Annotated in this window: 24 protein-coding genes and 1 riboswitch; of the genes, 9 read left to right on the plus strand and 15 right to left on the minus strand. The window is 72.3% G+C overall.

All coding sequences use genetic code 11. The annotated features are described in order from the left end of the window. Positions 1-47: 47 nt before the first annotated feature. The 4 genes from thiD to ACDF64_RS07575 form a co-directional block, all read right to left on the minus strand. Entirely contained in the window at positions 48-1,646 is a 1,599-nt protein-coding gene (thiD, locus tag ACDF64_RS07560; protein ID WP_394554519.1) for a bifunctional hydroxymethylpyrimidine kinase/phosphomethylpyrimidine kinase, read from the minus strand. Next, positions 1,643-2,365: a thiamine phosphate synthase gene (thiE, locus tag ACDF64_RS07565; RefSeq protein WP_394554521.1), complete on the minus strand. Its 723-nt coding sequence runs from the start codon at positions 2,363-2,365 to the stop codon at positions 1,643-1,645. The genes thiD and thiE overlap by 4 nt, the downstream gene beginning before the upstream one ends. Beyond that, a complete protein-coding gene (gene thiM / locus ACDF64_RS07570; protein ID WP_394554523.1) occupies positions 2,362-3,339 on the minus strand; it encodes a hydroxyethylthiazole kinase in 978 nt (325 codons plus the stop codon). The genes thiE and thiM overlap by 4 nt, the downstream gene beginning before the upstream one ends. Continuing rightward, positions 3,331-3,429, minus strand: a riboswitch (TPP riboswitch). Its footprint overlaps the gene before it by 9 nt. Before the next feature lie 16 nt (positions 3,430-3,445). Beyond that, positions 3,446-4,285 (minus strand): NAD-dependent epimerase/dehydratase family protein, encoded by an 840-nt coding sequence (locus ACDF64_RS07575; protein WP_394554525.1) that lies wholly within the window; start codon positions 4,283-4,285, stop codon positions 3,446-3,448. A 500-nt stretch (positions 4,286-4,785) separates the two neighbouring features. Between ACDF64_RS07575 and ACDF64_RS07580 the strand changes: the two genes are divergently transcribed. Further along, complete coding sequence (locus ACDF64_RS07580) at positions 4,786-5,952, plus strand: RtcB family protein (RefSeq protein WP_394554527.1); 1,167 nt, start codon at positions 4,786-4,788, stop codon at positions 5,950-5,952. A 138-nt stretch (positions 5,953-6,090) separates the two neighbouring features. Here ACDF64_RS07580 and ACDF64_RS07585 read toward each other — a convergent pair whose 3' ends face one another. After that, positions 6,091-6,312: a hypothetical protein gene (locus ACDF64_RS07585; protein WP_394554529.1), complete on the minus strand. Its 222-nt coding sequence runs from the start codon at positions 6,310-6,312 to the stop codon at positions 6,091-6,093. Positions 6,313-6,431: 119 nt separating this feature from the next. Next, complete coding sequence (locus ACDF64_RS07590; protein WP_394554531.1) at positions 6,432-6,821, minus strand: hypothetical protein; 390 nt, start codon at positions 6,819-6,821, stop codon at positions 6,432-6,434. Between the two features lie 49 nt (positions 6,822-6,870). Between ACDF64_RS07590 and ACDF64_RS07595 the strand changes: the two genes are divergently transcribed. Both ACDF64_RS07595 and ACDF64_RS07600 read left to right on the plus strand, forming a co-directional pair. Next, positions 6,871-7,605: a hypothetical protein gene (locus tag ACDF64_RS07595; RefSeq protein WP_394554532.1), complete on the plus strand. Its 735-nt coding sequence runs from the start codon at positions 6,871-6,873 to the stop codon at positions 7,603-7,605. Further along, positions 7,602-8,531 carry a DMT family transporter gene (locus ACDF64_RS07600; RefSeq protein WP_394554533.1) on the plus strand — a complete coding sequence of 310 codons (930 nt, stop codon included), beginning with the start codon at positions 7,602-7,604 and terminating at the stop codon, positions 8,529-8,531. The genes ACDF64_RS07595 and ACDF64_RS07600 overlap by 4 nt, the downstream gene beginning before the upstream one ends. A gap of 87 nt (positions 8,532-8,618) precedes the next feature. Here the strand turns inward: ACDF64_RS07600 and ACDF64_RS07605 are convergent, their stop codons facing one another. Together ACDF64_RS07605 and ACDF64_RS07610 are read right to left on the minus strand one after the other, a co-directional pair. After that, positions 8,619-8,954: a DUF86 domain-containing protein gene (locus ACDF64_RS07605; protein ID WP_394555075.1), complete on the minus strand. Its 336-nt coding sequence runs from the start codon at positions 8,952-8,954 to the stop codon at positions 8,619-8,621. After that, on the minus strand, positions 8,951-9,427 hold the full coding sequence (locus ACDF64_RS07610) for a nucleotidyltransferase family protein (protein WP_394554535.1): 477 nt from the start codon (positions 9,425-9,427) through the stop codon (positions 8,951-8,953). The genes ACDF64_RS07605 and ACDF64_RS07610 overlap by 4 nt, the downstream gene beginning before the upstream one ends. A 164-nt stretch (positions 9,428-9,591) precedes the next feature. On the opposite strand from ACDF64_RS07610, the gene ACDF64_RS07615 reads away from it, so the two are divergent. Next, on the plus strand, positions 9,592-9,966 hold the full coding sequence (locus ACDF64_RS07615) for a PH domain-containing protein (protein WP_394555076.1): 375 nt from the start codon (positions 9,592-9,594) through the stop codon (positions 9,964-9,966). 45 nt (positions 9,967-10,011) lie between these two features. Here ACDF64_RS07615 and ACDF64_RS07620 read toward each other — a convergent pair whose 3' ends face one another. The 4 genes from ACDF64_RS07620 to ACDF64_RS07635 form a co-directional block, all read right to left on the minus strand. After that, positions 10,012-10,461 (minus strand): nuclear transport factor 2 family protein, encoded by a 450-nt coding sequence (locus ACDF64_RS07620; protein WP_394554536.1) that lies wholly within the window; start codon positions 10,459-10,461, stop codon positions 10,012-10,014. A 127-nt stretch (positions 10,462-10,588) separates the two neighbouring features. Next, positions 10,589-12,355 (minus strand): collagen-binding domain-containing protein, encoded by a 1,767-nt coding sequence (locus tag ACDF64_RS07625; protein ID WP_394554538.1) that lies wholly within the window; start codon positions 12,353-12,355, stop codon positions 10,589-10,591. Positions 12,356-12,635: 280 nt separating this feature from the next. After that, the gene (locus ACDF64_RS07630; protein ID WP_394554539.1) at positions 12,636-14,228 is read right to left on the minus strand and encodes a collagen-binding domain-containing protein; all 1,593 of its coding nucleotides are present in this window, start codon (positions 14,226-14,228) and stop codon (positions 12,636-12,638) included. Between the two features lie 229 nt (positions 14,229-14,457). Beyond that, positions 14,458-15,552, minus strand: coding sequence for a fatty acid desaturase family protein (locus tag ACDF64_RS07635; RefSeq protein WP_394554541.1), 1,095 nt, complete (start codon positions 15,550-15,552; stop codon positions 14,458-14,460). A gap of 194 nt (positions 15,553-15,746) precedes the next feature. Between ACDF64_RS07635 and ACDF64_RS07640 the strand changes: the two genes are divergently transcribed. From ACDF64_RS07640 to ACDF64_RS07660, 5 genes are all read left to right on the plus strand, one after another. Beyond that, positions 15,747-15,959: a hypothetical protein gene (locus ACDF64_RS07640; RefSeq protein WP_394554543.1), complete on the plus strand. Its 213-nt coding sequence runs from the start codon at positions 15,747-15,749 to the stop codon at positions 15,957-15,959. Then, on the plus strand, positions 15,956-16,399 hold the full coding sequence (locus ACDF64_RS07645) for a hypothetical protein (RefSeq protein ID WP_394554545.1): 444 nt from the start codon (positions 15,956-15,958) through the stop codon (positions 16,397-16,399). The genes ACDF64_RS07640 and ACDF64_RS07645 overlap by 4 nt, the downstream gene beginning before the upstream one ends. 16 nt (positions 16,400-16,415) lie before the next feature. After that, complete coding sequence (locus tag ACDF64_RS07650; RefSeq protein ID WP_394554546.1) at positions 16,416-16,628, plus strand: hypothetical protein; 213 nt, start codon at positions 16,416-16,418, stop codon at positions 16,626-16,628. Positions 16,629-16,812: 184 nt separating this feature from the next. Beyond that, positions 16,813-17,010, plus strand: a complete 198-nt coding sequence (locus ACDF64_RS07655) for a hypothetical protein (RefSeq protein WP_394554549.1) — start codon at positions 16,813-16,815, stop codon at positions 17,008-17,010. A 206-nt stretch (positions 17,011-17,216) separates the two neighbouring features. Next, a complete protein-coding gene (locus ACDF64_RS07660; protein WP_394554552.1) occupies positions 17,217-18,026 on the plus strand; it encodes an Ltp family lipoprotein in 810 nt (269 codons plus the stop codon). A 114-nt stretch (positions 18,027-18,140) separates the two neighbouring features. Here ACDF64_RS07660 and ACDF64_RS07665 read toward each other — a convergent pair whose 3' ends face one another. From ACDF64_RS07665 to ACDF64_RS07675, 3 genes are all read right to left on the minus strand, one after another. Further along, positions 18,141-18,989: a hypothetical protein gene (locus ACDF64_RS07665; protein ID WP_394554554.1), complete on the minus strand. Its 849-nt coding sequence runs from the start codon at positions 18,987-18,989 to the stop codon at positions 18,141-18,143. 129 nt (positions 18,990-19,118) lie between these two features. After that, positions 19,119-19,382 carry a MafI family immunity protein gene (locus ACDF64_RS07670; RefSeq protein ID WP_394554556.1) on the minus strand — a complete coding sequence of 88 codons (264 nt, stop codon included), beginning with the start codon at positions 19,380-19,382 and terminating at the stop codon, positions 19,119-19,121. An 8-nt stretch (positions 19,383-19,390) separates the two neighbouring features. Continuing rightward, on the minus strand, positions 19,391-20,146 hold the full coding sequence (locus ACDF64_RS07675) for a hypothetical protein (protein WP_394554558.1): 756 nt from the start codon (positions 20,144-20,146) through the stop codon (positions 19,391-19,393).

Here is a 20,146-nt window from a genome sequence, read left to right on the forward strand (position 1 = left end):
GCCCGATCGTCCGGCCGCGGGTCGGGTGCGCGCCCACGAGCGCGCGGCTACGGCGCGCGCGCCGGGAGCGGCGCCGCGAAGAACGCCAGTTCGTGCTCGGCCGACGCGCGGAACGCGCGCCGCATCCGCTCGCGCACCTCGGGCGTCGCGCGCGCTCCGGCCGCGGTGACGAACCCGATCGCGTCACGGGTCGCGTCCGCGAACGCGGGGTCCCGGTAGGTCGCGAGCCAGGACGCGTACGGATGCCCCGTGGCCAGGGGTGCCTCGCCGAACGCGCCCGCCGCGAGCCGCTCGCCGAGGTCGACGTAGATCCAGAAGCACGGCAGGACCGCGGCCGCGAGCACGGCGTAGTCGCCTCGCGCCGCGGTCGCGAGCAGGTGGTCGAGGTACGCGGTCGTGGCGCGGCCGGGTTCGTCGGCGAAGGCCGCGGCGCCCGAAGCGCCCGAGGCGACCGAGTCGAGCGCTTCCGGCCCGAGCGCACCCCTCCCGAGCGCATCCGACCCGAGCGCATCCGACCCGAGCCAGCTCGCGTGCAGCCCGAGCTCGCCGACGAGGGCGCCGTGTGCGGACTTCGCCCAGAACGCCTGGGCGGCGGGGTCGGGCGCCAGGCGCGAGGCGTCGGCCAGGACCCGGGCGTAGTCGCGGAGGTAGCGGGCGTCCTGCGCCAGGTACGCGAGGAAGGCAGCCCGGTCGAGCGTGCCGTCGGCGAGCGCGCGGATGAACGGGAGGTCGTCGATCGCGCTCCGCACGTCGGCGATGCCGTCCCACCACTCGGCCGACAGTTCCTCGGGGGTCGGCGCGGTGTCGGTCCCGCCGCGCGACCACAGTCCGGCGAAGTGGTGGACCGGGCCGTGCCCGGAACCGACCCCGAGCGATTCGCCGTGCCGCAGGGACTCGCGCAGCCACCGCCTCGCCTCGGCGACCGCGGGCGCCCAGTCGCCGTGCGACGCCCGGAGCGTGGCGATCGCCGACGACAGCGAGCAGCCTGTGCCGTGCGTCGCGGTCGTCTCGATGCGCGTGCCGGCGAACTCGACGACGGTCGCCGTCGCCGCGTCGACCAGCGCGTCGGGCGCGGTCGGGCCGTCGAGATGGCCGCCCTTCGCGAGTACGCGCACGCCGTACCCGGCTGAGACGGTTTCGGCCTGGGCGATGACACCGGCCCAGGTGGTCGCAGGCGCGGCGGCGCCCGCGAGCACGGCGAGCTCGGCCAGGTTCGGCGTCACGAGGTCGGCCAGCGGGAGCAGGTCGCGCAGCGCGCGCTCCCCGTCGTCGTCGAGCAGCCGGTCGCCGCTCGTGGCGATCATGACGGGATCGAGCACGACGATCGGCGGGCGGACGCGCACGAGCCAGTCTCGGACCGCTCCGATGACGTCGGCGTTCGCGAGCATGCCGATCTTGACGGCGTCGATGGCGATGTCGGCGTCGAGCGCGTCGAGCTGCGCCGCGAGGAACGTCGCCGGCGGTACGTGCACGCCGGACACGCCGCGCGTGTTCTGCGCGGTGAGCGCGGTGACCGCGGCCATGCCGTAGCCGCCCACTGCGGCGATCGACTTCAGGTCGGCCTGGATCCCGGCGCCGCCCGACGGGTCGCTCCCGGCGATGCTGAGGACGCGGGGCACGGGCCGAGCAGCGGATGCCCCGGTCATCGGTTCGCCTCGCGCGCCGTCTCGGGCGCCGGTCCCTCCGCGGCCGCCCGCGCCGACTCCCGCGCACCTTCCCAGGCGGCGGCGAACCCGGCGGCCGCGGCGCCCGGGTCGCCCGCCGCGCAGATCGCCGAGACGACGGCGACGCCCGCCGCGCCCGCGGCGCGGAGCGCCGCCACGTCGGTCGCCACGACCCCTCCGATTGCGACGCACGGCAGGTCGGTCGCGGCCGCGATGCGGGCGAACCCGTCCACGCCGAGGGCCGGCGGGTGGTCGGGCTTGGTCGAGGTCGGCCGGATGACCCCGACGCCGAGGTAGTCCACCGTGCCGCGGGGCATCCGCGCGACCGCGTCGAGGTGCGCCGGCGTGTTCGCCGTGAGGCCGACGATCGCGTCCGGGCCGAGGGCGTCGCGGGCCTCGAGCGGCGATGCGTCGCCCTGCCCGAGGTGCACGCCGTCGACGCGGATGCCCCGCGCCCGCGCCGCGATCGCGACGTCGAGCCGGTCGTTCACGACGAGCGCCGCGCGGCCGGCGATGACCTCGGCGAGCTCGGCGAGCTGTCGGAGCAGGTCGGCGTCGGAGGCATCCTTGTCGCGCAGCTGCACCGTGCGCACGCCACCCGCGACCGCACGGGCGACGACCGCGGCCACGCCGCGGTCGCCGCACAGCGCGGGGTCGGTGACGAGCATGAGCGACAGGTCGAGCGCGGCGCGCACGCTCACGAGCGGGCGCCGACGGTCGCCGAGCGGACCCCCGCGGGGATGTCGCGCTCGTCGCCGGTCGACGTCGTCGAGGATGCCGCCACGGTGATGCTCACGTTGCCCCGGTCGCGGAGGTCGACACGATCGACCCGTGCGAGGGCGTCGAGGAACGCCACCGCGAACGTGCCCGGGCCGGATGCCTCGGCCGCCGCGAGCTCGGCGGCGACCGTGTAGGCGAGATTCGCCGCGACGACCGCCTCGAAGGGGTCGTACCCGTCGGGTCCGGTCGGCGCGCCGGAGGAGGTCCTCGTCGTGCCGACGCCGTCGCGCGCCGCCCCGAGGAACGCCGCGACGACCGCGCCGAGCGCGCAGCCGCCGCCCGTGACGCGCGTGAGGAGGGCGTCGCCGTTCGTGATCCGGGCGACCCGCACGCCGTCGGTGATGAGGTCGATCGGCCCCGAGACCGCGACGACCGCGCCGGAGGAATCGGCGAGGCGGCGCGCGGCGTCGGCCGCGGCATCCGTGCTGTCGGCCGCGTCGACTCCTCGCCCGCCGGTGCCGGTTCCCGCGAGCGCGAGGATCTCCGACGCGTTCCCGCGGATCGCGGCCGGGCGGAACGCGAGGAGCTCGTGCGCGAGCGCCGTGCGGATCGGGAGCGCCCCGATCGCGACGGGGTCGAGTACCCACGGCGTGCCCGCCGCGCGTGCGCTCGCGACCGCCTCGCGGGCGGCGTCGCGCTGCTCGCGGTTCGGCGTGCCGAGGTTCACGAGCAGGCCGCCCGCGATGCCGGCGAACGGTCCGGCCTCGCCGACGATGTCGACCATCGCCGGGGCCGCGCCGATCGCGAGCAGCGCGTTCGCGGTGAAGTTGGTGACCACGCTGTTCGTGATGCACTGGGTCAGCGGGCTGACCTCGCGCAGGCGGTCGAGGAGCACGGCGGCCGACTCGGCGGCATCCGTCTCGCGGGCAGGGTCGATGGACAGGTGTGCGCGCATTCGCGACATCCCTTCGCTAGTCCGAACTAGATCAGGTTCGACGGGTGTGTTCTCAGCCGCGCGCAACGCGCGGCACCCCGTGTCACTGCGAGCGAGCCTAGCGCGATCACCACCGCTCGCCGAGCGGATGGGCCGCGTCGGCGAAGTATCCGCCGATCGGACCGGGCCGCACGGCCGCCTCCGGCGGGGCACCGTCGCGGGCGGTCGCGAACGCGACCGCATCGTCCCGCGGCTCGAACCCGATGGCGCGTCCCGCGCGGAGGTCGTACCCGTCGGGCGCGTTCGCCGAGACCCCCCACACGATGTGGTGCCGTCCGTCGTCGAGGGCGATCCCCGCTTCGAACAGCCGCGCCGCGTCGCCCGGCGAGAGCCACTGCGAGAGCCCGCGGCCGGGCCCGGGCTCGGGCTCGAAGTCGCAGATGCGGGCCGACACGATGCTCATGCGGTACCGGTCGGCGTAGACGCTGCCGAGCGCCTCGACCGCTGCCTTCGTCATCCCGTAGTACGAGTCGGGGCGAGGCACGAGCACCTCGGTGCCGGCGGCGTCGGCCGGGTCGGCGAACCCGACCGCGTGGATGCTGCTCGCGAGCACCACGCTCCGCGTCCCACCCAGCCGGGCGGCCTCGAGCACCTTCCGCGTGCCGTCGATGTTCACCCGCAGGAGGTCGGCCCACGGGGCCTCCGACGCGAGCGCCGCGAGGTGCACGACGGCGTCCGCCCCGTCGAGCGCGGCGCGGATCCCGTCGTCGTCCTCGATCGACGCCGGTCGCAGTTCGAGGTGCTCGAGGGCACCCCACGGTCCGTCCTCGGGTCGATCGGGGAGATCGACGTCGACCAATCGCAGCACGCGCCCCGGCCGGTCGAGGAGCGGCGCGACGCGTCGACCGATCCGCCCGGATGCCCCCGTGATCGCGACGACCTCGCGCCCCGTCCGGCCTCCCGTCATCGCATCCTCCCCATCGCGTCGATTCGTCCAGAGTCTGCCGTGCCCCGCGGTCGTCCGCACGCGGCTCGCCCGAGCACCTCTCCCGAGGCACCCCGCACCGCCCACCCCGCCCCGCCCCGCCCCGCCCCGCAGCCCGATCGTTGACGGCCGACCACCCGGGCCACTAGTGTGCGAACGCTGCGCAGGACGCGCAGCGCCCCGACCTGGATGGAAGGACCCGCCGTGTACCTGCAGCACACGACCGATGCGCCTTCCCTCGAGCGCGCCGTGACGGCGCCCGCCCGGTCGGAGAGGAATCTCCGATCGAGCGAACTCGACCAGCTGCTCGACCAGGCACCCTGACGCCGCGGACCATCCGCGAATCCGTCACCCCGGTGCCTGCTCGAGGCCCGGGGTGTTCTCCTGTCTGCGCGCGATGACCGGAGCCCCTGGGCTCGGGACATCCGAATGCCCGGACCCGCCTCGCGGGACCTCCGGGCGCAACCAGACAGGAAAGGAACATGGAGACCATCACCAAGCGGCTCGTCTCGTGGGCGAGCCTGCTCGACGGGCAGACCGTCGAGCAGGCTCGCACCTCCTCGACGATGCCGTTCATCTACCCGCACCTCGCACTGATGCCCGACGCGCACCTGGGCCTCGGCGCGACCGTCGGGTCGGTCATCCCGACGCTCGGCGCGATCATGCCGGCGGCCGTCGGGGTCGACATCGGCTGCGGCATGATCGCCGTGCGGACCGGGTTCGAGGCATCCGACCTGCCCGCCGACCGGCGGCCGGTGCGCGAGCAGATCGAGCGCGCCATCCCGCTGAGCGCGGGCAAGCACAACCGCAAGGTCGTCGCGACCGCCGAGCCGCGGATCGCGGAGCTCGAGGCACTCGCCGAGGCGAAGGGATTCGACCCGGCGCGGTACGCCGGCAACTGGCGGCAGCAGCTCGGATCGCTCGGCTCGGGCAACCACTTCATCGAGGTGTCGCTCGACGAGCTCGACCGGGTGTGGCTGTTCCTGCACTCCGGCAGCCGGGGCGTGGGCAACAAGATCGCGCAGCACCACATCGCGGTCGCGAAGCGGCTGGCGACGCAGTGGTGGATCGACCTGCCCGACCCCGACCTCGCGTACCTCGTCGAGGGCACGCCCGAGTTCACGCGGTACATCGCCGAGCTGCGGTGGGCCCAGCACTTCGCGCTGCTCAACCGCGAGGAGATGATGGACCGGGTCATCCGACAGGTCTCCGAGTGGGTCGGCGCGCCGGTGGAGGAGCAGGAGCGGATCAACTGCCACCACAACTTCACCGAGAGCGAGGAGCACTTCGGCAAGCGCGTGTGGGTGTCGCGGAAGGGCGCGATCCAGGCCGACCTCGGTCGGCCCGGGCTCATCCCCGGCTCCATGGGCACCGCGTCGTACGTGGTCGAGGGCCTCGGCCACCCGATGTCGCTCAACTCCTCGCCGCACGGCGCGGGGCGCGAGTACTCGCGGTCCAAGGCCCGGCAGCTGTTCACGCACGAGCAGCTCCGGGAGGCGATGCGAGGCATCGAGTTCCGCGACACCGACGCGTTCCTCGACGAGATCCCGCAGGCGTACAAGCCGATCGACCGGGTCATGGCCGACGCGGCCGAGCTGGTCCGGGTGCGGCATGTGCTGCGGCAGCTCGTCAACGTGAAGGGCGACTAGGGGTGGATGCCCCGATCGGGCAGTGCCCGGTCGGGCGGATGCCCCGGGCCGCGGTTCGCGCACACGCGTGCGCGAACCGCGGCCGGTCGCCGCGGGGGAATCGGCGGCGCCCGGCCGGGTGCTCTCGCCAGCGCGCGGTCAGGTGACCGGGAACCCGGGCGTCTCCGGGGTCGAGGGGATCGTCGGCTCGGACGGCGCCGGGATCGTCGGTTCCGAGGGCGTGGGCGGCGGGGGCTCCGTCGGCGTGGTCGGGAATCCGGGGCCCGGCTCCGGGGCGTCGGGTGCCTCGGGTGCGTCCGGCGCCTCGGGCGGGCCCGTGGGCGTCTCGGGAGGGTCCAGCGGGTGCTGCGGATCGGACATCGGATGCCTTCCTGCTCGTGGCGGTCGACCTCGTGGCGGTGGACGCCTCGGCGTCCGCAGGCTACGTCGGGCGCGCCGGCGGCGGCCACCCCCTTGACGACGAGGGGTCGGTGGGTCCGCTACGGCGTGAGGCTGCCGACGAAGTCGAACACGCCGCCCACGACTTCGAGGGCCGCGCCGCCGGCATCGACCAGGTCGCCGACGGCGAGGCCGAGCTGCACGAGGTCGCCGAGGGCGTCCGCGAGCAGGAACAGGTCGCCCGTGACCTCGACGGCATCGCCGAGGGCGCTGAGCGCGGACTGGTCGAGGTCGGCGTACGACACCCGCAGGTGCTCGAGCCACTCCTTCTCGATCCCGAACAGGACGGCGTAGGGAAGCAGGCGCTCGTGCAGTTTGAAGCGTCCGACGTCGGTGCCGAGCTCGGCCCGCACGTCTTCCGGCGCGTCGATGAGCTCGGCCCCCGTCGGGGACTGGAGCATGCGGATCCGGTCGGCCTCGGCGACCGTCATGTACTGCCGGAGGCCGTCGAGGTGGCGGCGCAGCGGATCGGCGGTCGCCGTGAACCGCCGCGCGCCCCGACGGCGTGACGAACAGCGTGGCGACCGCCGTCGCGATAGCCACGAGCGTGATCGCGACCGCGATCGGGTCCTCGACGACGAGTGCGGCGACGAACGCGCCGGCCGTGGCGAAGAGCCCGAGCACGCCGAGGATCCGCAGGACGCGTCGCCCGTTCGCCTGGACGGCGACGAGGCCGCGGCTCCGGAGCGAGTCCACGTCGCGCCCGACGAGGGCGCGGATCCGGCGGGCGACCGTGCGCCCGTCCTTCGACAGGCGACGGACGCGGTGGCTCGGATGCCCCGGGCCGAACAGCGCCTCGAGCAGCGCACGGTCGCGCCGGGTCAGGGATGCCGCGTCGACGACCTCGACCGCGACGGTCGCCCGCTTGCCGCCGGACGTCTCGGCGATGAGCCGGACGCGGCGGCGGACGGCGAGGTCGAGGAGCGCGGCCGGGACGGCCCGTCGTTCGCGCTCGATGAGGATCGCGTCGCCGATGACGGTCGCGTCGCGGCGCGGACCGTACTCGACGATGAGCGAGCGCGGCAGGCGCCCCTCGCGGACGCGGGACGCGATCGCGAACGCGAGCACGACGAAGCCGATGAGAGCGAACGCGGCGAAGACCCACAGCACGGCGCAAGTCTAGGGATCGCGGGCCGCACAGCGGCAGGATCTCGTCGTCATCGGGCGGTCGAGCCACGGCGGCCGTCGGCGGGGTCGACCAGAATGGGCGGGTGAGTCGTCGTGGGCTGATCCTGTTCGCTGCGCTCGGCGTCGCGTGGGGCATCCCGTACCTGTTCATCAAGGTGGCGGTGGGCGAGCTCGAACCCGCGATGGTCGTGCTCGCTCGTTCCGCGCTCGCAGCGCTGCTGCTCCTGCCCCTCGCGTTCTTCCGGCGCGAAGTCGGCGTGGTCGTCCGGCGGTGGAAGCCGATGCTCGCGTACACGGTGGCCGAGCTCATCCTGCCGTGGTACTTCCTGAGCTCGGCCGAGCAGCGGCTGCCGAGTTCGACCGCGGGCCTGCTGCTCGCGGCCGTGCCGCTCGCGGGCGTCGCCATCGCGTTCCTGATGGGTCGACCCGAGCGGCTGACCGGCGTGAACTGGCTCGGCATCCTGTTCGGGATGCTCGGCGTCGCGGCGCTCGTCGGCCTCGACGTGGCCGGGTCCGACCTCGTCGCGGTCGCCCAGATCGCCGTCGTGGTCGTGGGCTACGCGCTCGGTCCGGCGATCCTCTCGCGGTGGATGCCCGACCTGCCCGGCGTGGGCGTCGTGGCCGTGTCGCTCGCCGCGACGGCGGTCGTCTACGTGCCGTTCGTGGCCGTGACGGGCGGCTGGCCGACCGAGGTGCCGTCGCCCGCGGTCATCTGGTCGATCGTCGTGCTCGCGGTGGTCTGCAGCGCGCTCGCGTTCCTGCTCATGGTCGGGCTCATCGCCGAGATCGGGCCCGTGAAGTCGACCGCGATCACGTACGTGAACCCCGCGGTCGCGGTCGCTGCGGGCGTGCTCGTGCTCGGCGAGCGCCTGACGGTCTGGACCGTCGTCGGGTTCGTGCTCGTCCTGCTCGGCTCCTACCTGGTCACGCGTCGTCGACGCGACCCGGTTCCGGGATCGGGGTCCCTGCCCGGGGTGGCCGACCCGGCGGAGACCCGGTCGTCGCCCGGGTAGGCGGGCGCTCGCCTGCCTCTCGCCTGCCTCTCGCCTGCCTCTCGCCTGCCTCTCGCCTGCCTGTCGCCTCCCCGACCCGGCGCCGGCTCAGGCCGGCCCGTCGAGCCGTTCGATCATCCGCTCGACCGATTCCGACAGCACCGGAACATCGGTGCGTGCGGTCGCGAACACGATGGCGTGGGTCGCGTCGAAGTACCGATGGGTGAGGAGGTCCCGCATCCGGGCGATCTCATCCCACGGGATGCCGGGGGCGAGTTCGCGCGTCGCGGGGTCGAGGTCCTTGACCGCTTCGCCGATCTCGACGAGTCGGATGCGCATCGCATCGAAGACGAGTCCGCGCTCGTCGTCCGCCGCGGCGTACTCCGCGATCGCCTGACACGCGGCACGGATGTCGCGGAGTCGGTCGAGCTGCGACCTGCTCAGAGTTCCACCGCCTCGGCGAGGATGCGGGCTTCGGCATCGGGTTTCAGGTCTGCGGCCGGGACGACGTCGACCGGGACGCCGAGGATTCGTTCGGCGGCCGACTCCATTCCGGCGAGCCCGAAGAGACCGACCCCGACGTCGAGATCGACGAGGAGGTCGATGTCGCTCGCATCCGTCTCCTCGCCGCGCGCGACACTGCCGAAGAGGCGGATGTTCCGTCCGCCGAGCTGACCGAGCGCGGTGGTGAGTTCGTCGCGCTTCGCGCGGACGCGTTCGCGGAGCGGGTGGGTCGAGGCCGCAACGCGCGACGAGGATGCCTCGACGCCGGCCTGCAGTTCGTCCCGGTGTCGCGCGAAGTACTCGGAGACCGCCGCGGCGACGATGTCCTTCTTCGTCCGCCCCAGCAGGTATGCGGCGTCGGCGACGAGTCGGTCGGTGGCCGCGTCGACCTTGATCGGCGTCGGTGCTGGCATCGCTCGCTCCTTCGTTCGGTACCAAAGTACCATTCGGTACCATGCGAGGATGAGGGTCGCGGCCAACTCCGGTCGACGCCGCCGCCGCGGCGTCGGCCGTCGCCGATACGCTGGCCCGACGTGCGCCGATGGCCGGTGCATCCGATGAGGGAGTTGACGTGAGCATGGAGACCGCACCGATCCTGGCCTGGACCCTGCAGCAGGAGATCCCGGTTCCCGCCGACGTGAACGCGCTGCTCCTCGAGGGCGAGCAGGCCGTCGCGTCGTTCAAGACGTTCCGCGACTCGGCGACCTTCACGACGAAGCGCCTCATCGTGCGCGACGCGCAGGGGATCACCGGCAAGAAGGTCGAGGTGACCTCGCTGCCCTACAGCTCGATCCACATGTGGTCGAGCGAGAACGCGGGCGGATTCCTCGACCGCGACGCCGAACTCGAACTCTGGACCCGCGCCGGGCACATCAAGGTCAAGCTGACCAAGGGCGCGGACATCCGGCGCATCGACAGCCTGCTCGCCTGGGCGGTGCTCCAGGGGCACTGAGTCGGGAGCCGGCTTGGGCCGTGCAAGCCGGCCGGGGACGGCGGGTCAGCTCCGGCTGCGGCGACGGCGTCCCAGCCGGTAGACCATGTGCCCGAGCCGCAGGCCGAACCCCGCTGTGCCGTGCGGTCCGTACGGCTCGTACGCGCGCAGGCGCGTGATCTGCTCGCCGTCGGTGTCGATCACGAAGACCTGCGGGAAGTCGAGGCGCCGCTTGCCGGACTTCATCACGTGGTGGGTCGAGACCTCGACCACGGCCGACCGGCCGTCCTCGCCGAAGAACCATCGGTCGATGTCGAACCGCATGCTCGCCATCCCCTCGAACGCCCAGGCGAGCCCCGCACGCACCGAGGCCAGGCCCTGCATCTCGGGTTCGGGGTAGTGCGGGTCGAACACGACGACGTCGCGAGCCATGCCCGCAGTCGCGGCATCCACGTCGAAGGCCTGGATTCCGTCGAACGCCGACTGGACGAGCTGTTGGATCCCCGTGGCTGGCATGGCCCACACCGTAGCAGCGCGGGGCGCCGCGCGCAGGGAGGCCGCGGCGCGGGAACCCATGCGCGAAGGCGGCCGCCCGGTCGGGACGGCCGCCTTCGATGCGGGGAGGTCGGCGTGGGCCGCCGGATCAGCGGCGCACGGTCCGACGGCGCAGCGCGAGCACCAGGCCCAGCGCGCCGAGCGCGAGTGCGCCGGCCGCGACGCCCGCCGGTGCGGCGAGGTCGACGCCGGTCGACGCGAGGCGCTTGACCGAGGTGCCGGTCGGCGCGAGCGTGGTGCCGGACGCGGCGGGTGCCGGGGTGGTCTCGGAGATGGGCTCGGGCTCGGGTGCCGGAGCGAGCTCGGGCTGGGGGTTGGGCTCGGGCTGGGGAAGCGGCGTCGCCGTGAACGCGTTCGTGATCGTCACCGGGGCATCCTCGTCTCCGACGATCTGGACCGAGTCGGGCGAGAACCGCGCGCCCGTCCAGGTGACGCCGACGATGACCGGCGGCGTCGTCTCCTCGAACGTGACAATCGCGCCCGCGGCGAGGCCGGGGACCGTGACTCGCGTGCCGTCGGCGCGCAGGGCGAGCGCGATGGGCTCGCCGCCGTCGACGCGGTAGGTGATCGTGAATTCGGTGCTCGCGGGCACGAGACCGACGGGGCCGTCGAGGGCCTTCGCGATCGAGAACGAACCGGTCGCGGGGGTGGTCGGGACGGTCGGGTCCGTCGTCAGCGGCGCACGGTAGAAGTAGCCGTGCAGCTCGCCCGATGCGGCGGTGGTCGTGAGGGTGTTCGCGATCACCTGGCCGTCGAGCGGTCCGACGGTGAGCGTGAGATCGGCGTGCGGCGCGTAGACCGAGCCGTCGATGCGGCCGACGCCGCTGTTCGCGGCCATCGCGACGGCGCCGTGGACCGCCGAGAGGTCCCACATGACGAAGTTCGCGACCGAGCCCTGCCCGCCGTCGAGGGCCATGCCCGTGACCGAGGTCGTCTTGGCGGGCACGCGGACGACGAGCGGCGTGTCGGCCGACGGGAGCACGCCCGCGTAGCTGACCGCGTTCGGGAACCCGCCGCCGGAGACGAGCAGGTCGGCGTAGTCGATGACGTTGGGCACGCCCTGCTGGAGCGAGAGCACCGCGCGGTCCCCGTCGTGCGCGACGTCGACGTGGTGGGCGAGCCCGGTCGCCGGGTCGGCGAGCTGGGCGAGCCGTCCGTCGACCTCGCTCCACGCCGCGCCCTGCTCGACGTACTCCGCGACCGTGCCCTTGGCCGTCCGGAACGTCGCGCCGGGGTCGGCGGAGTTCCACGGCTGGAGCTTCGCGTCGATCGAGGGACCATCGGCCTCGCCGCCGGGCACGACGTACTGGGTGAAGCTGCCGCGCTGGGAGAAGTGGAAGGGGGCCTGCTCGCCACCGGTGAGCTTCGCGTAGCCGTCAGGGGTCGCGAGGCCCTGGCCGTTCAGTTCGAGGATGCCGCTCTGGGAGCTGTAGGCGCCGATGAGGGCGCGCGTCGTGTCGTCGTCGACGACGGGTGCCGTGTAGTCGGCGGTGCCGGCGACGTAGTGGTTGATCGGCAACCGGCCGCCGGGAGTCTTCGCGGTCAGGGTTCCGCCGACGGCGATCGCGCCCTCGATCTCGGAGTTCTGGAGGTTCGCGTCGCCGCGCGCGTAGACGGTGAAGCCGCCGGCGTTGTCGAACGGGTTGAACGCCAGGCCGTCGGCCGTGGCGGGCGCGGCGGCGCCCGGGGCGATCGCCGGCACGAGCGCCAGGCCGGCGCCTGCGACGAGCGCGGCGAGGCCGCCAGCGAGGAGTCGCCGTCGCGTTGTCGATCGTCGGCCGGAGCGGTTCGAGCCGCGGCGGTTCGGGCCGGCCGGGGTCGTGAGAACGGAGGTCGCGTGGGTAGCGGCGCGCATGGGACGTACTCCTCCCGGCGCGTCCGTGGGCGCCGGAAATGCACAACCGCCGAGGGTGTTCCCTCGGCGGCGATGGGGCGGCCGGTTCGGGTCCGACCGGTAGGAAGCGGCGCCGAGTTCGTCTCCCAGCTGGCCGTGCTCCCTGCTCCTTCAACGTAGGCGGCGAAGCTGGGAGGGTGATGTGAATTGTGGAACAATCCGAACGGGCTCGGCGAGCCGGATCGCCGAGCTGGGGACGGCCGCGGCCCGAATCCGGCGCGCGCCGAAGCCGGCGCCGAACCTATCGGCGCGCGGCCGGCCGACGGAGTGCGAGGAGCAGGCCGAGCGCACCGAGCGTCACCGCGCCGACCGCGATGCCCAGCGGGAGGGCCGGGTCGACACCGGTCGACGGAAGGGCCTCGGTGTCCGAGCCGGTCGGGGAGAGGTCTCCGCCGGCAGGTGCGGGCGCAGGGGTCGTCGGCGTCGCCGACGGGGTCGGCTGGGGCTGCGGTTCCTGCTCGGGCTGGGGCTGGGGCTGTTCCGTGACGGGGTTCACGACGGGCTGTTCGGTCGGGGTGGTGGGTGCGGTGGGTTCGGTCGGCGTGGTGGGTTCGGCGGGTGTGATGGGTTCGGTCGGTGCGGTGGGTTCGGTCGGGGTCGTCGGCCCGGTCGGCGTCACCACGACGGTGGGCAGTTCGGCGCGGAAGTAGTACGCGTGCGTCTCGCCCGAGTCTCCGGTGGTGGTCAGGGTCTCGGCGATCACCTGGCCGCCGAGCGGTCCGAAGGTCAGGGTCAGGTCGGCGTGCGGCGCGTAGACCGATCCGTCGAGCTGGCCGTTCCCGGTGTTGGGCGCCATCGTGACGGGCCCGCTCAACGCGGAGAGGTCCCACATGATCGAGTTCGCGACGGCATCGGTGCCGGCGCCGCCGTCGAGGGCCATGCCGATGACCGAGGTCGTTCCGGCGGGCACGCGGATGATGAGCGGAGTGTCGGCCGCCGGCAGCGGGCCGGCGTAGGTCACGGCCGTCGGGTAGGCGCCGCCGGGGAGGAACAGGTCGGCGTAGTCGATGACGTTGACCACGCCGGCCTGGAGTGCGAGCACCGCGCGGTCGGTGTCGTGCGCGACCTCCACTCGGTTCGCGAGGCCGGCGGCCGGGTCGGCGAGCGGGGCGAGCCATCCGTCGACCTGGTCCCAAGCGTCGCCCTGCTCGACGTAGGCCGCGACGCTGGTCTCGGCGGTGCGGAACGTCGCGCCGGGGTCGGCCGCGTCCCACGCCTGGTTCTTCGCGTCGATCGACGGCCCCTGGTCCTCCCCGCCGGGCACGACGTACTGGGCGTACCCGCCGCGATAGGCGAAGAAGAAGGGGGCCTGCTCGCCCCCGGCGAGCTTCGCGTAGCCGTCGTTCGGCGCGATGCCGGATCCGCTCACGTCGAGGATGCCGCTCTGGTCGCTGTACGCGCCGATGAGGACGCGGGTCGCGGCGCCGTCGATGACGGGCGCGGTGTAGTCGGCGGTGCCCGTGACGTAGTGCTGGATCGGGAGACGGCCGCCCGGCTGCTTCGCCGTGAGCGTGCCGCCGACCGCGATCGCTCCCTCGACCTCGGAGTGCTGGAGGTTCGCATCGCCGCGGGCGTAGAGGCTGAACCCGCCGGCGTTGTCGAACGGGTTGAACGTCGTCCCGTCCGCCGCGAACGCGGCGTCCGCGCTGCCGGCCGTGATCGCGGGTGCGAGCGCGAGCGTCGCGCCGGCGACGAGCGCGGCGGTGCCGATCGTGAGTGCGCGGCGGCCCGATGTCGTCGAGTGCGGGATGCCGTCGGCCTTCGGGGCGGAACCGGACGGACCGGTTTCGCGGGCAGCGGCGTATGCGGAAGCTGTGCGTCGAGTGGCGCGCAAGGTGGGACCTCGTCCGGCGCATCCGACCACCGGAACAACGAACTGCCGCGGACCCCGTCCGGCGGCGGAAGCTTGCGGTCGGGTTCGGAGATCCGACCGGCGGTCACGGCGCCGAGCTCATCCCCCCAGCTGGCCGTCGACCGGCCTTCAGGATAGCACGAAAGCGAAGGATTGTTCAACAATTTTGGGTGCCCGGGTGGCCCGAGGCATCCTCGCTCCGTACCGCCGCCTAGATGCTCGCGCGCTGCGTCACCATCGGGCACTCGAAGGGGTCGCGTTCGCCGAGGCCCACCCGGTTGATGTACTGGAACACGATCGCGTACGAGTGCACGAGCGTCGTCTGGGTGTACGGAACGCCCTGCCCGGAGCAGTACGTCCGGATGATCGGTGCCGCACGGCGCAGATGCGGCCGCGGCATCGACGGGAAGAGGTGGTGCTCGATCTGGTAGTTGAGGCCGCCCATCAGGATGTCGACGAGGCGGTTGCCGCGGATGTTCCGGCTCATGAGCACCTGCCGGCGGAGGAAGTCGAGCTTGGCGCCGTGCGGCACGAGCGGCATCCCCTTGTGGTTCGGGGCGAAGCTCATGCCCATGTAGAACCCGAACAGGCCGAGCTGGATCGCGAGGAACACGGCGGCCCTGCCGGGTGAGAGCACGAGGAGGATGAGCGCGAGGTACCCGAAGATGCGCGCGGTGAGGAACGTGATCTCGACCGGGCGGTGCGGGAGCGGCTCCTTCGCGAACACCCGGTGCACGCTCGACGCGTGGAGGGAGAGGCCCTCGAGGAGCAGGATCGGGAAGAAGAAGTACCCCTGGTGGCCGATGATCCAGCGGAAGAACGCCGCCCGTTCGCGTGCCGCCTGCTCGGGCGTGAAGGCCACCACGGGGAGGTCGATGTCGGGGTCGGTGCCGATCTGGTTGGGGTTCGCGTGGTGCCGCGTGTGCTTGTGCTGCCACCACCCGTAGCTCATGCCGACGAGTCCGGCGAGGATGAGGCTGATCCAGTCGTTCCACTTGCCGGACCGGAAGATCTGCCGGTGCGCGGCGTCGTGACCGAGGAACGCGGTCTGCGTGAAGAGCACGGCGAAGCCGACGGCGGTGAACATCTGCCACCAGGTGTCGCCGATCCAGATGAACAGCGCGATCGCCGCCGCGTAGGCGAACGGCACGCTGACCAGCTTCGTCCAGTAGTAGCCGTACCGACGCCGCATCAGTCCGGCGTCCTTCACGATGCGCGCGAGGTCGGTGAACGCGCTGGCGGATGCCTGCGGGCGCCCTGCCGATGGCGGATGCGTCGTGCGGATGGGGGAGATGTCGGAGGTCATGGCGGACCGCCTCTCTGGACCCGCGCACCGGGCTCGGCGAAGCGGCAGCGACGCGACGCGGAATCCGATTCCACGTAGGTACACGGTACGTCCGCCCGTCGCGGTCGGCGCCACCCTTGACAATGCCGGTGGGACGTGATTTCGCGGGCGGTGAAACTGTGAGTGCTCACATGTCCGGCGCGCATACTCTGGAAATGGACACCGTTCCCACTCAGCCCGATCCTGCGCACCACGACGCTGTTCGGGCGGAGGCGGCCTCGATCGCCCGGAATGACGCGTTCTGGGAGCACTTCGACCTCAACCCGGCGAGCACGACGAGGTGGGTCGACAGCGCGCGGGCCGCGCACGCCACGGGCGCGCAGGATGCGGCTGCGGATGCTCCGACCGGGGAGGCGAGTGCGTCATGACCGAAGCCGCAGCCGAGGAATTCGGCGTCACCCACATCCTCGTCAACGAACTGCCCGCCGACCTCGGTTCGCCCGATGCGCCGAGCCGGTACGACGTCGCCGCCGTCTTCACCCGGCGACCGCTGCCGCGCGAGCTCGACCTGCTGAAGCACCCGGATGTCGGGGCTCGTCTCGCCGAGGAGGGGTACGGCGAGGTCGCCCTGCACGTCGCCGACCGTCGGTTGATCATCGAGCACACGAACCTCGACGAGCTCGCCGCCGGGCTCGCGACCGTGATCGGGCGCATACTCGCCGACATCGGCGCCCAGGCCGCGACCGAGAAGGTCGATCGCGACGCGAGCGCGGCCGAGCTGGTTCGCGCCGAGGAGACCCGTGCCGCTGCGATCGTCTCCGCCGCCGCGCGGATCGACTTCCGGCCACGCAGGTCGACGTACGAGTAGCAGCGGAGGGCGCCCGATGTCGAAGCACACGCACCCGGAGGGCGCCCCCGAGGACGAACGCTGGGAGGCGGAGGGCGGCACGCTCGACGACGGCGCGACGACCGGAGAGGATGCCGCGACGACGGCCCGTGCGGAAGACCGGGCGAAGCGCTGGAAGGACGCCAACGCCGAACACTGGCACGGCAGCCGTCCCAGCGAGGCGACGAAGCAGCGCGACGCAGACGACTGAGGATGCCGCGTTCGACGGTGCTCGACCGCAGCGGTTCGCACGCGCGCGGCTGAGCCACGCGACCCGCTTACGACCTTCCGTCCACCGCGCACGCCTGTCAGGATGAACCGACCGATGGGATGCCGCGACCGCGCGCCCGATCGGCAGGTCGAAGCCGGCGCGGCGCCGGCGATCGGAGGGCGACATGGGGTCGAGCGATCGAGTGACGTACGTCAACTCCGGCACCTGGGGGTTCTTCTTCTTCCTCGCCTACATCGGCGCGGCGGTCTACTTCGTCTCGATCTCGGACGGCAGCTTCTGGGGCGTCATCCTCGGGCTGCTGCAGGCGATCGTGTGGCCCGCGTACGTGGTGTACCACGGGCTCGAGATGCTGGGGGCGTGAGGCTGCGCGCCGCCCGACTGGCGTACAGGATTCTTCCTGCCAACGTGCAGTCGCCTTCCAGCGGGTCGCCCGTACTCTGAAAAGTTCACCTGATCGCGGTGACCTCCCTGCTCCTTCTGTTTCTGTCGAGCTGGGCGACTCTCGCGCCGATGCCAGTGGCGCGCCCTTCGGCGCGCCCGGTCGGCTCCCACAGAAGGCAGTACATCATGACCGACGTCCAGCAGCACCAGCCCGGCGACCTCGTCAACGGGCACGTCCTCACCCAGCACCCTGACGGGTCGATGACCTGGGAGCCCGCCGGCACCCCCGCGCCCGCCGGCGCCTCCGAGCCCGCCGCGAAGCGCCCGCTCTGGAAGCGGAAGGCGTTCATCATCCCCGCGGCCGCGGTCGGCGTCGTGATCCTCATCAGCGCCATTGCGAGCGGCGCGAACGGCGAGAGCGGCACGCCCGCGGCCGAGCAGCCGGCCAAGGTCGAGGCTCCGGCTGCCGAGCCCGCCGAGCCCGAGGCGATGCTCTTCGGCGACTGGACCGGGAAGACCGTCGGCGAGGCCCGCGAGGCGCTCGAGTTCGTCGGCTTCAAGATCGTGACGAGCCCCGCCGATGCCGGTGACGACTGGGTCATCGGTTCCACCGACCCGGCCGCGGCCATCAGCATCCCGAAGGGCTCCACCGTCACCCTCATCGCCACCGCGCCCGCTCCGGCGCACCCGTCGATGCAGCACGAGCAGGCGGTCCGCGAGGCGCAGAACTACCTCAACATCATGGCCTTCTCCCGTCAGGGGCTCATCGACCAGCTCTCCAGCGAGTACGGCTCCCAGTACCCGGTCGACGTCGCCACCTACGCGGTGGACTACCTCGCCCCTGACTGGAACGCCGAGGCCGGCGAGCAGGCCAAGCAGTACCTCGACGTCATGCCCATGAGCCGCGACGAGCTCTTCGACCAGCTCACGAGCGCGTACGGCGGCCAGTTCACCCCCGAGCAGGCCACCGCCGGCCTCGCGGCGGTCGGGTACTGATCGCGGAAGCGATCACGCCGCTCGTCTGCGGCGGCCACGGCGGCTTCGCCGCGCGGTAGCACTCGCTGATGGCCCGCGACCCGGATTGGGTCGCGGGCCATCGTGTTTCCGTCGTCAAACTCGCGCCTCCTCGCCCGGCTGCGCATCCGCGAGGGGCGTTGGTGCGCGGCCTGCCGGGGCATCCATCGGCTCCTCCACCTTGCGGCGCCGCTTGTAGACGGCGTGGTACGGATCGAGGGTGTCCATCAGGTCGACCAGGAGTCGCTGGACGACCGCGAGGCGTCGCGCGGCGTCGGCCGACACGCCATCCGGCTCGAGTTCCTCGACGATCGGATCGAACCACTGTCGGAACGCGGGGTCCGCGAATCGCTCGCTGAAGGTGGCGAACCTCATGACCTTCGGCGAACGACCGCCGGACACGGGATCCCACGAGAACATGAGCTCGCCGATCGCATGCTGGTCACCGGAGAAGAGCATGAAGCCGGTGCCGTATGCATCGGTGCGCAGTGCGTCGCCGACCTCGCGGAGGATGCCCGCGATGGTCAGCGCGGCATCGTCTCGGTCGTTCGCGCCACGGGCAGGCACCAGCTCTGCTGATTCGCGGAACAGCGCCGCCTGGCGGATCGACTCGGCCCACCCGAAGTACTGCGCGAAGAGGAAGCAGGTGTACTCGACCGCGTTCCGGCTCCACCTCACGTTGCTATGGGCGGCGTGGGTCTGAAGGAACTCGCCCTCGAGGATGTTGTAGATCCGGCTCTGGAGGTCGGATGCCGCGTACAGGAGCGGCTCGATCGACTGCTGCAGGACATCGCGCTGGCGCGCCACGCTGATGGCCAGTTCGCGTGATGACTCGCGCTCGATCGCGAATCGCTGCTCGGCACGGCGACTGAGGAGCGCGAACGTTCCGGAAAGCACGGCGCCGCCGAGCCCGAGAAGCGGAATGATGAGTTCGGTCGGGTCCATCGTCTGGATCCTAGGGATCGCGCCGGGGTGGGCGGCATCACCAAGACGGGGGTGATTCGGAGAGTTCGTTGGCGGGTTACGGCATCGACGACCAACCCTGCGACACCAGCGTGGCCGCGTCGGGAGCGCTCATTCGTTCGAGATCACGGTGAGATCCGTCCAGTGGGACGAGCGGAGGCCGAGCTCTGAGCCCGCGGATCGGATCCGCTTGAACGTTCGAACCGTGACCGGCAGATCGTATTCGTAGACCTGCGCGCAGAGGTTCTCGAGCGCGATCTCCAGCTCGCCGGCGTCGAGGAAGATGTGCGCATTGTCGATGTCCTGGTCCGGGAGACGGCCGGAGAACTCGTCGGCGATCTCGCGAATCGTTCGTTCCAGTTCTTCGTGCGTCATCGCTGTGCTCAGCAGCCGGGCGCGGTCGGGTATTGCGTGCAGTCGCCGTTCGTGAGGACGGTGTCGATGCGCCCGACGAGGATCGATCGAGTCGGGCCCGGGATCTCGAGGGTGCCGGCGACCGGGATCCACGGGCCGCCGGCCAGGCGGTACTCGGCTCGGTAGGTGACCCACGGGGTGACCTCGAATGTGCCGCGTTCGGCGAACGTGCGGCTGGTCGGGGTCGCGGTGAACTCGCGTTGCCCGAGGGTCGCCCAGGTCGCGCCGGGAGAGTCGGACTCGGTCGTGGTCGCGTCGGAGAAATTCCACCGGTAGTGGGTCGGGGTGAAGCGGACGTCGGCGGCGCGGCCGAGCAACGTCCCGCTCGCGGTGTGGACGGAGGCGTCGGAGAGGAAGTTCGCGGGCAGGTCGACCACGGCCCAGCCGTCGGGCTCCATGGGCGCTGTCGTCGGCGCCGGGCGGAACGCGGCGAGGTCGCGAATCGTGATCGCGGGCGTACCCGGCGTGGCGGGGGTGCCTGGCTCACAGAGGTCGTTGGGGTCGAGGACGTGGCAATCGTCGATCACGAGGGTGCCGTCGGGGAGTTCGGTGACGACGGGGATCGCTGCGATGCCGTCACCTTCGCCCATGCCGATCACGCCGGGGTTCACTGGGTGGTCGGCTTCGTACCAAGTTTCCCAAGCGAACAGGTCGGTGTGGTCGAGCGAAGACTCGCCCGCCGTCCCCGAACCGGAGGGGACGTTGGTGCACTCGCCGGCGTACAT

This window comes from Agromyces sp. MMS24-JH15 (assembly GCF_043518605.1).
Lineage (GTDB): Bacteria > Actinomycetota > Actinomycetes > Actinomycetales > Microbacteriaceae > Agromyces.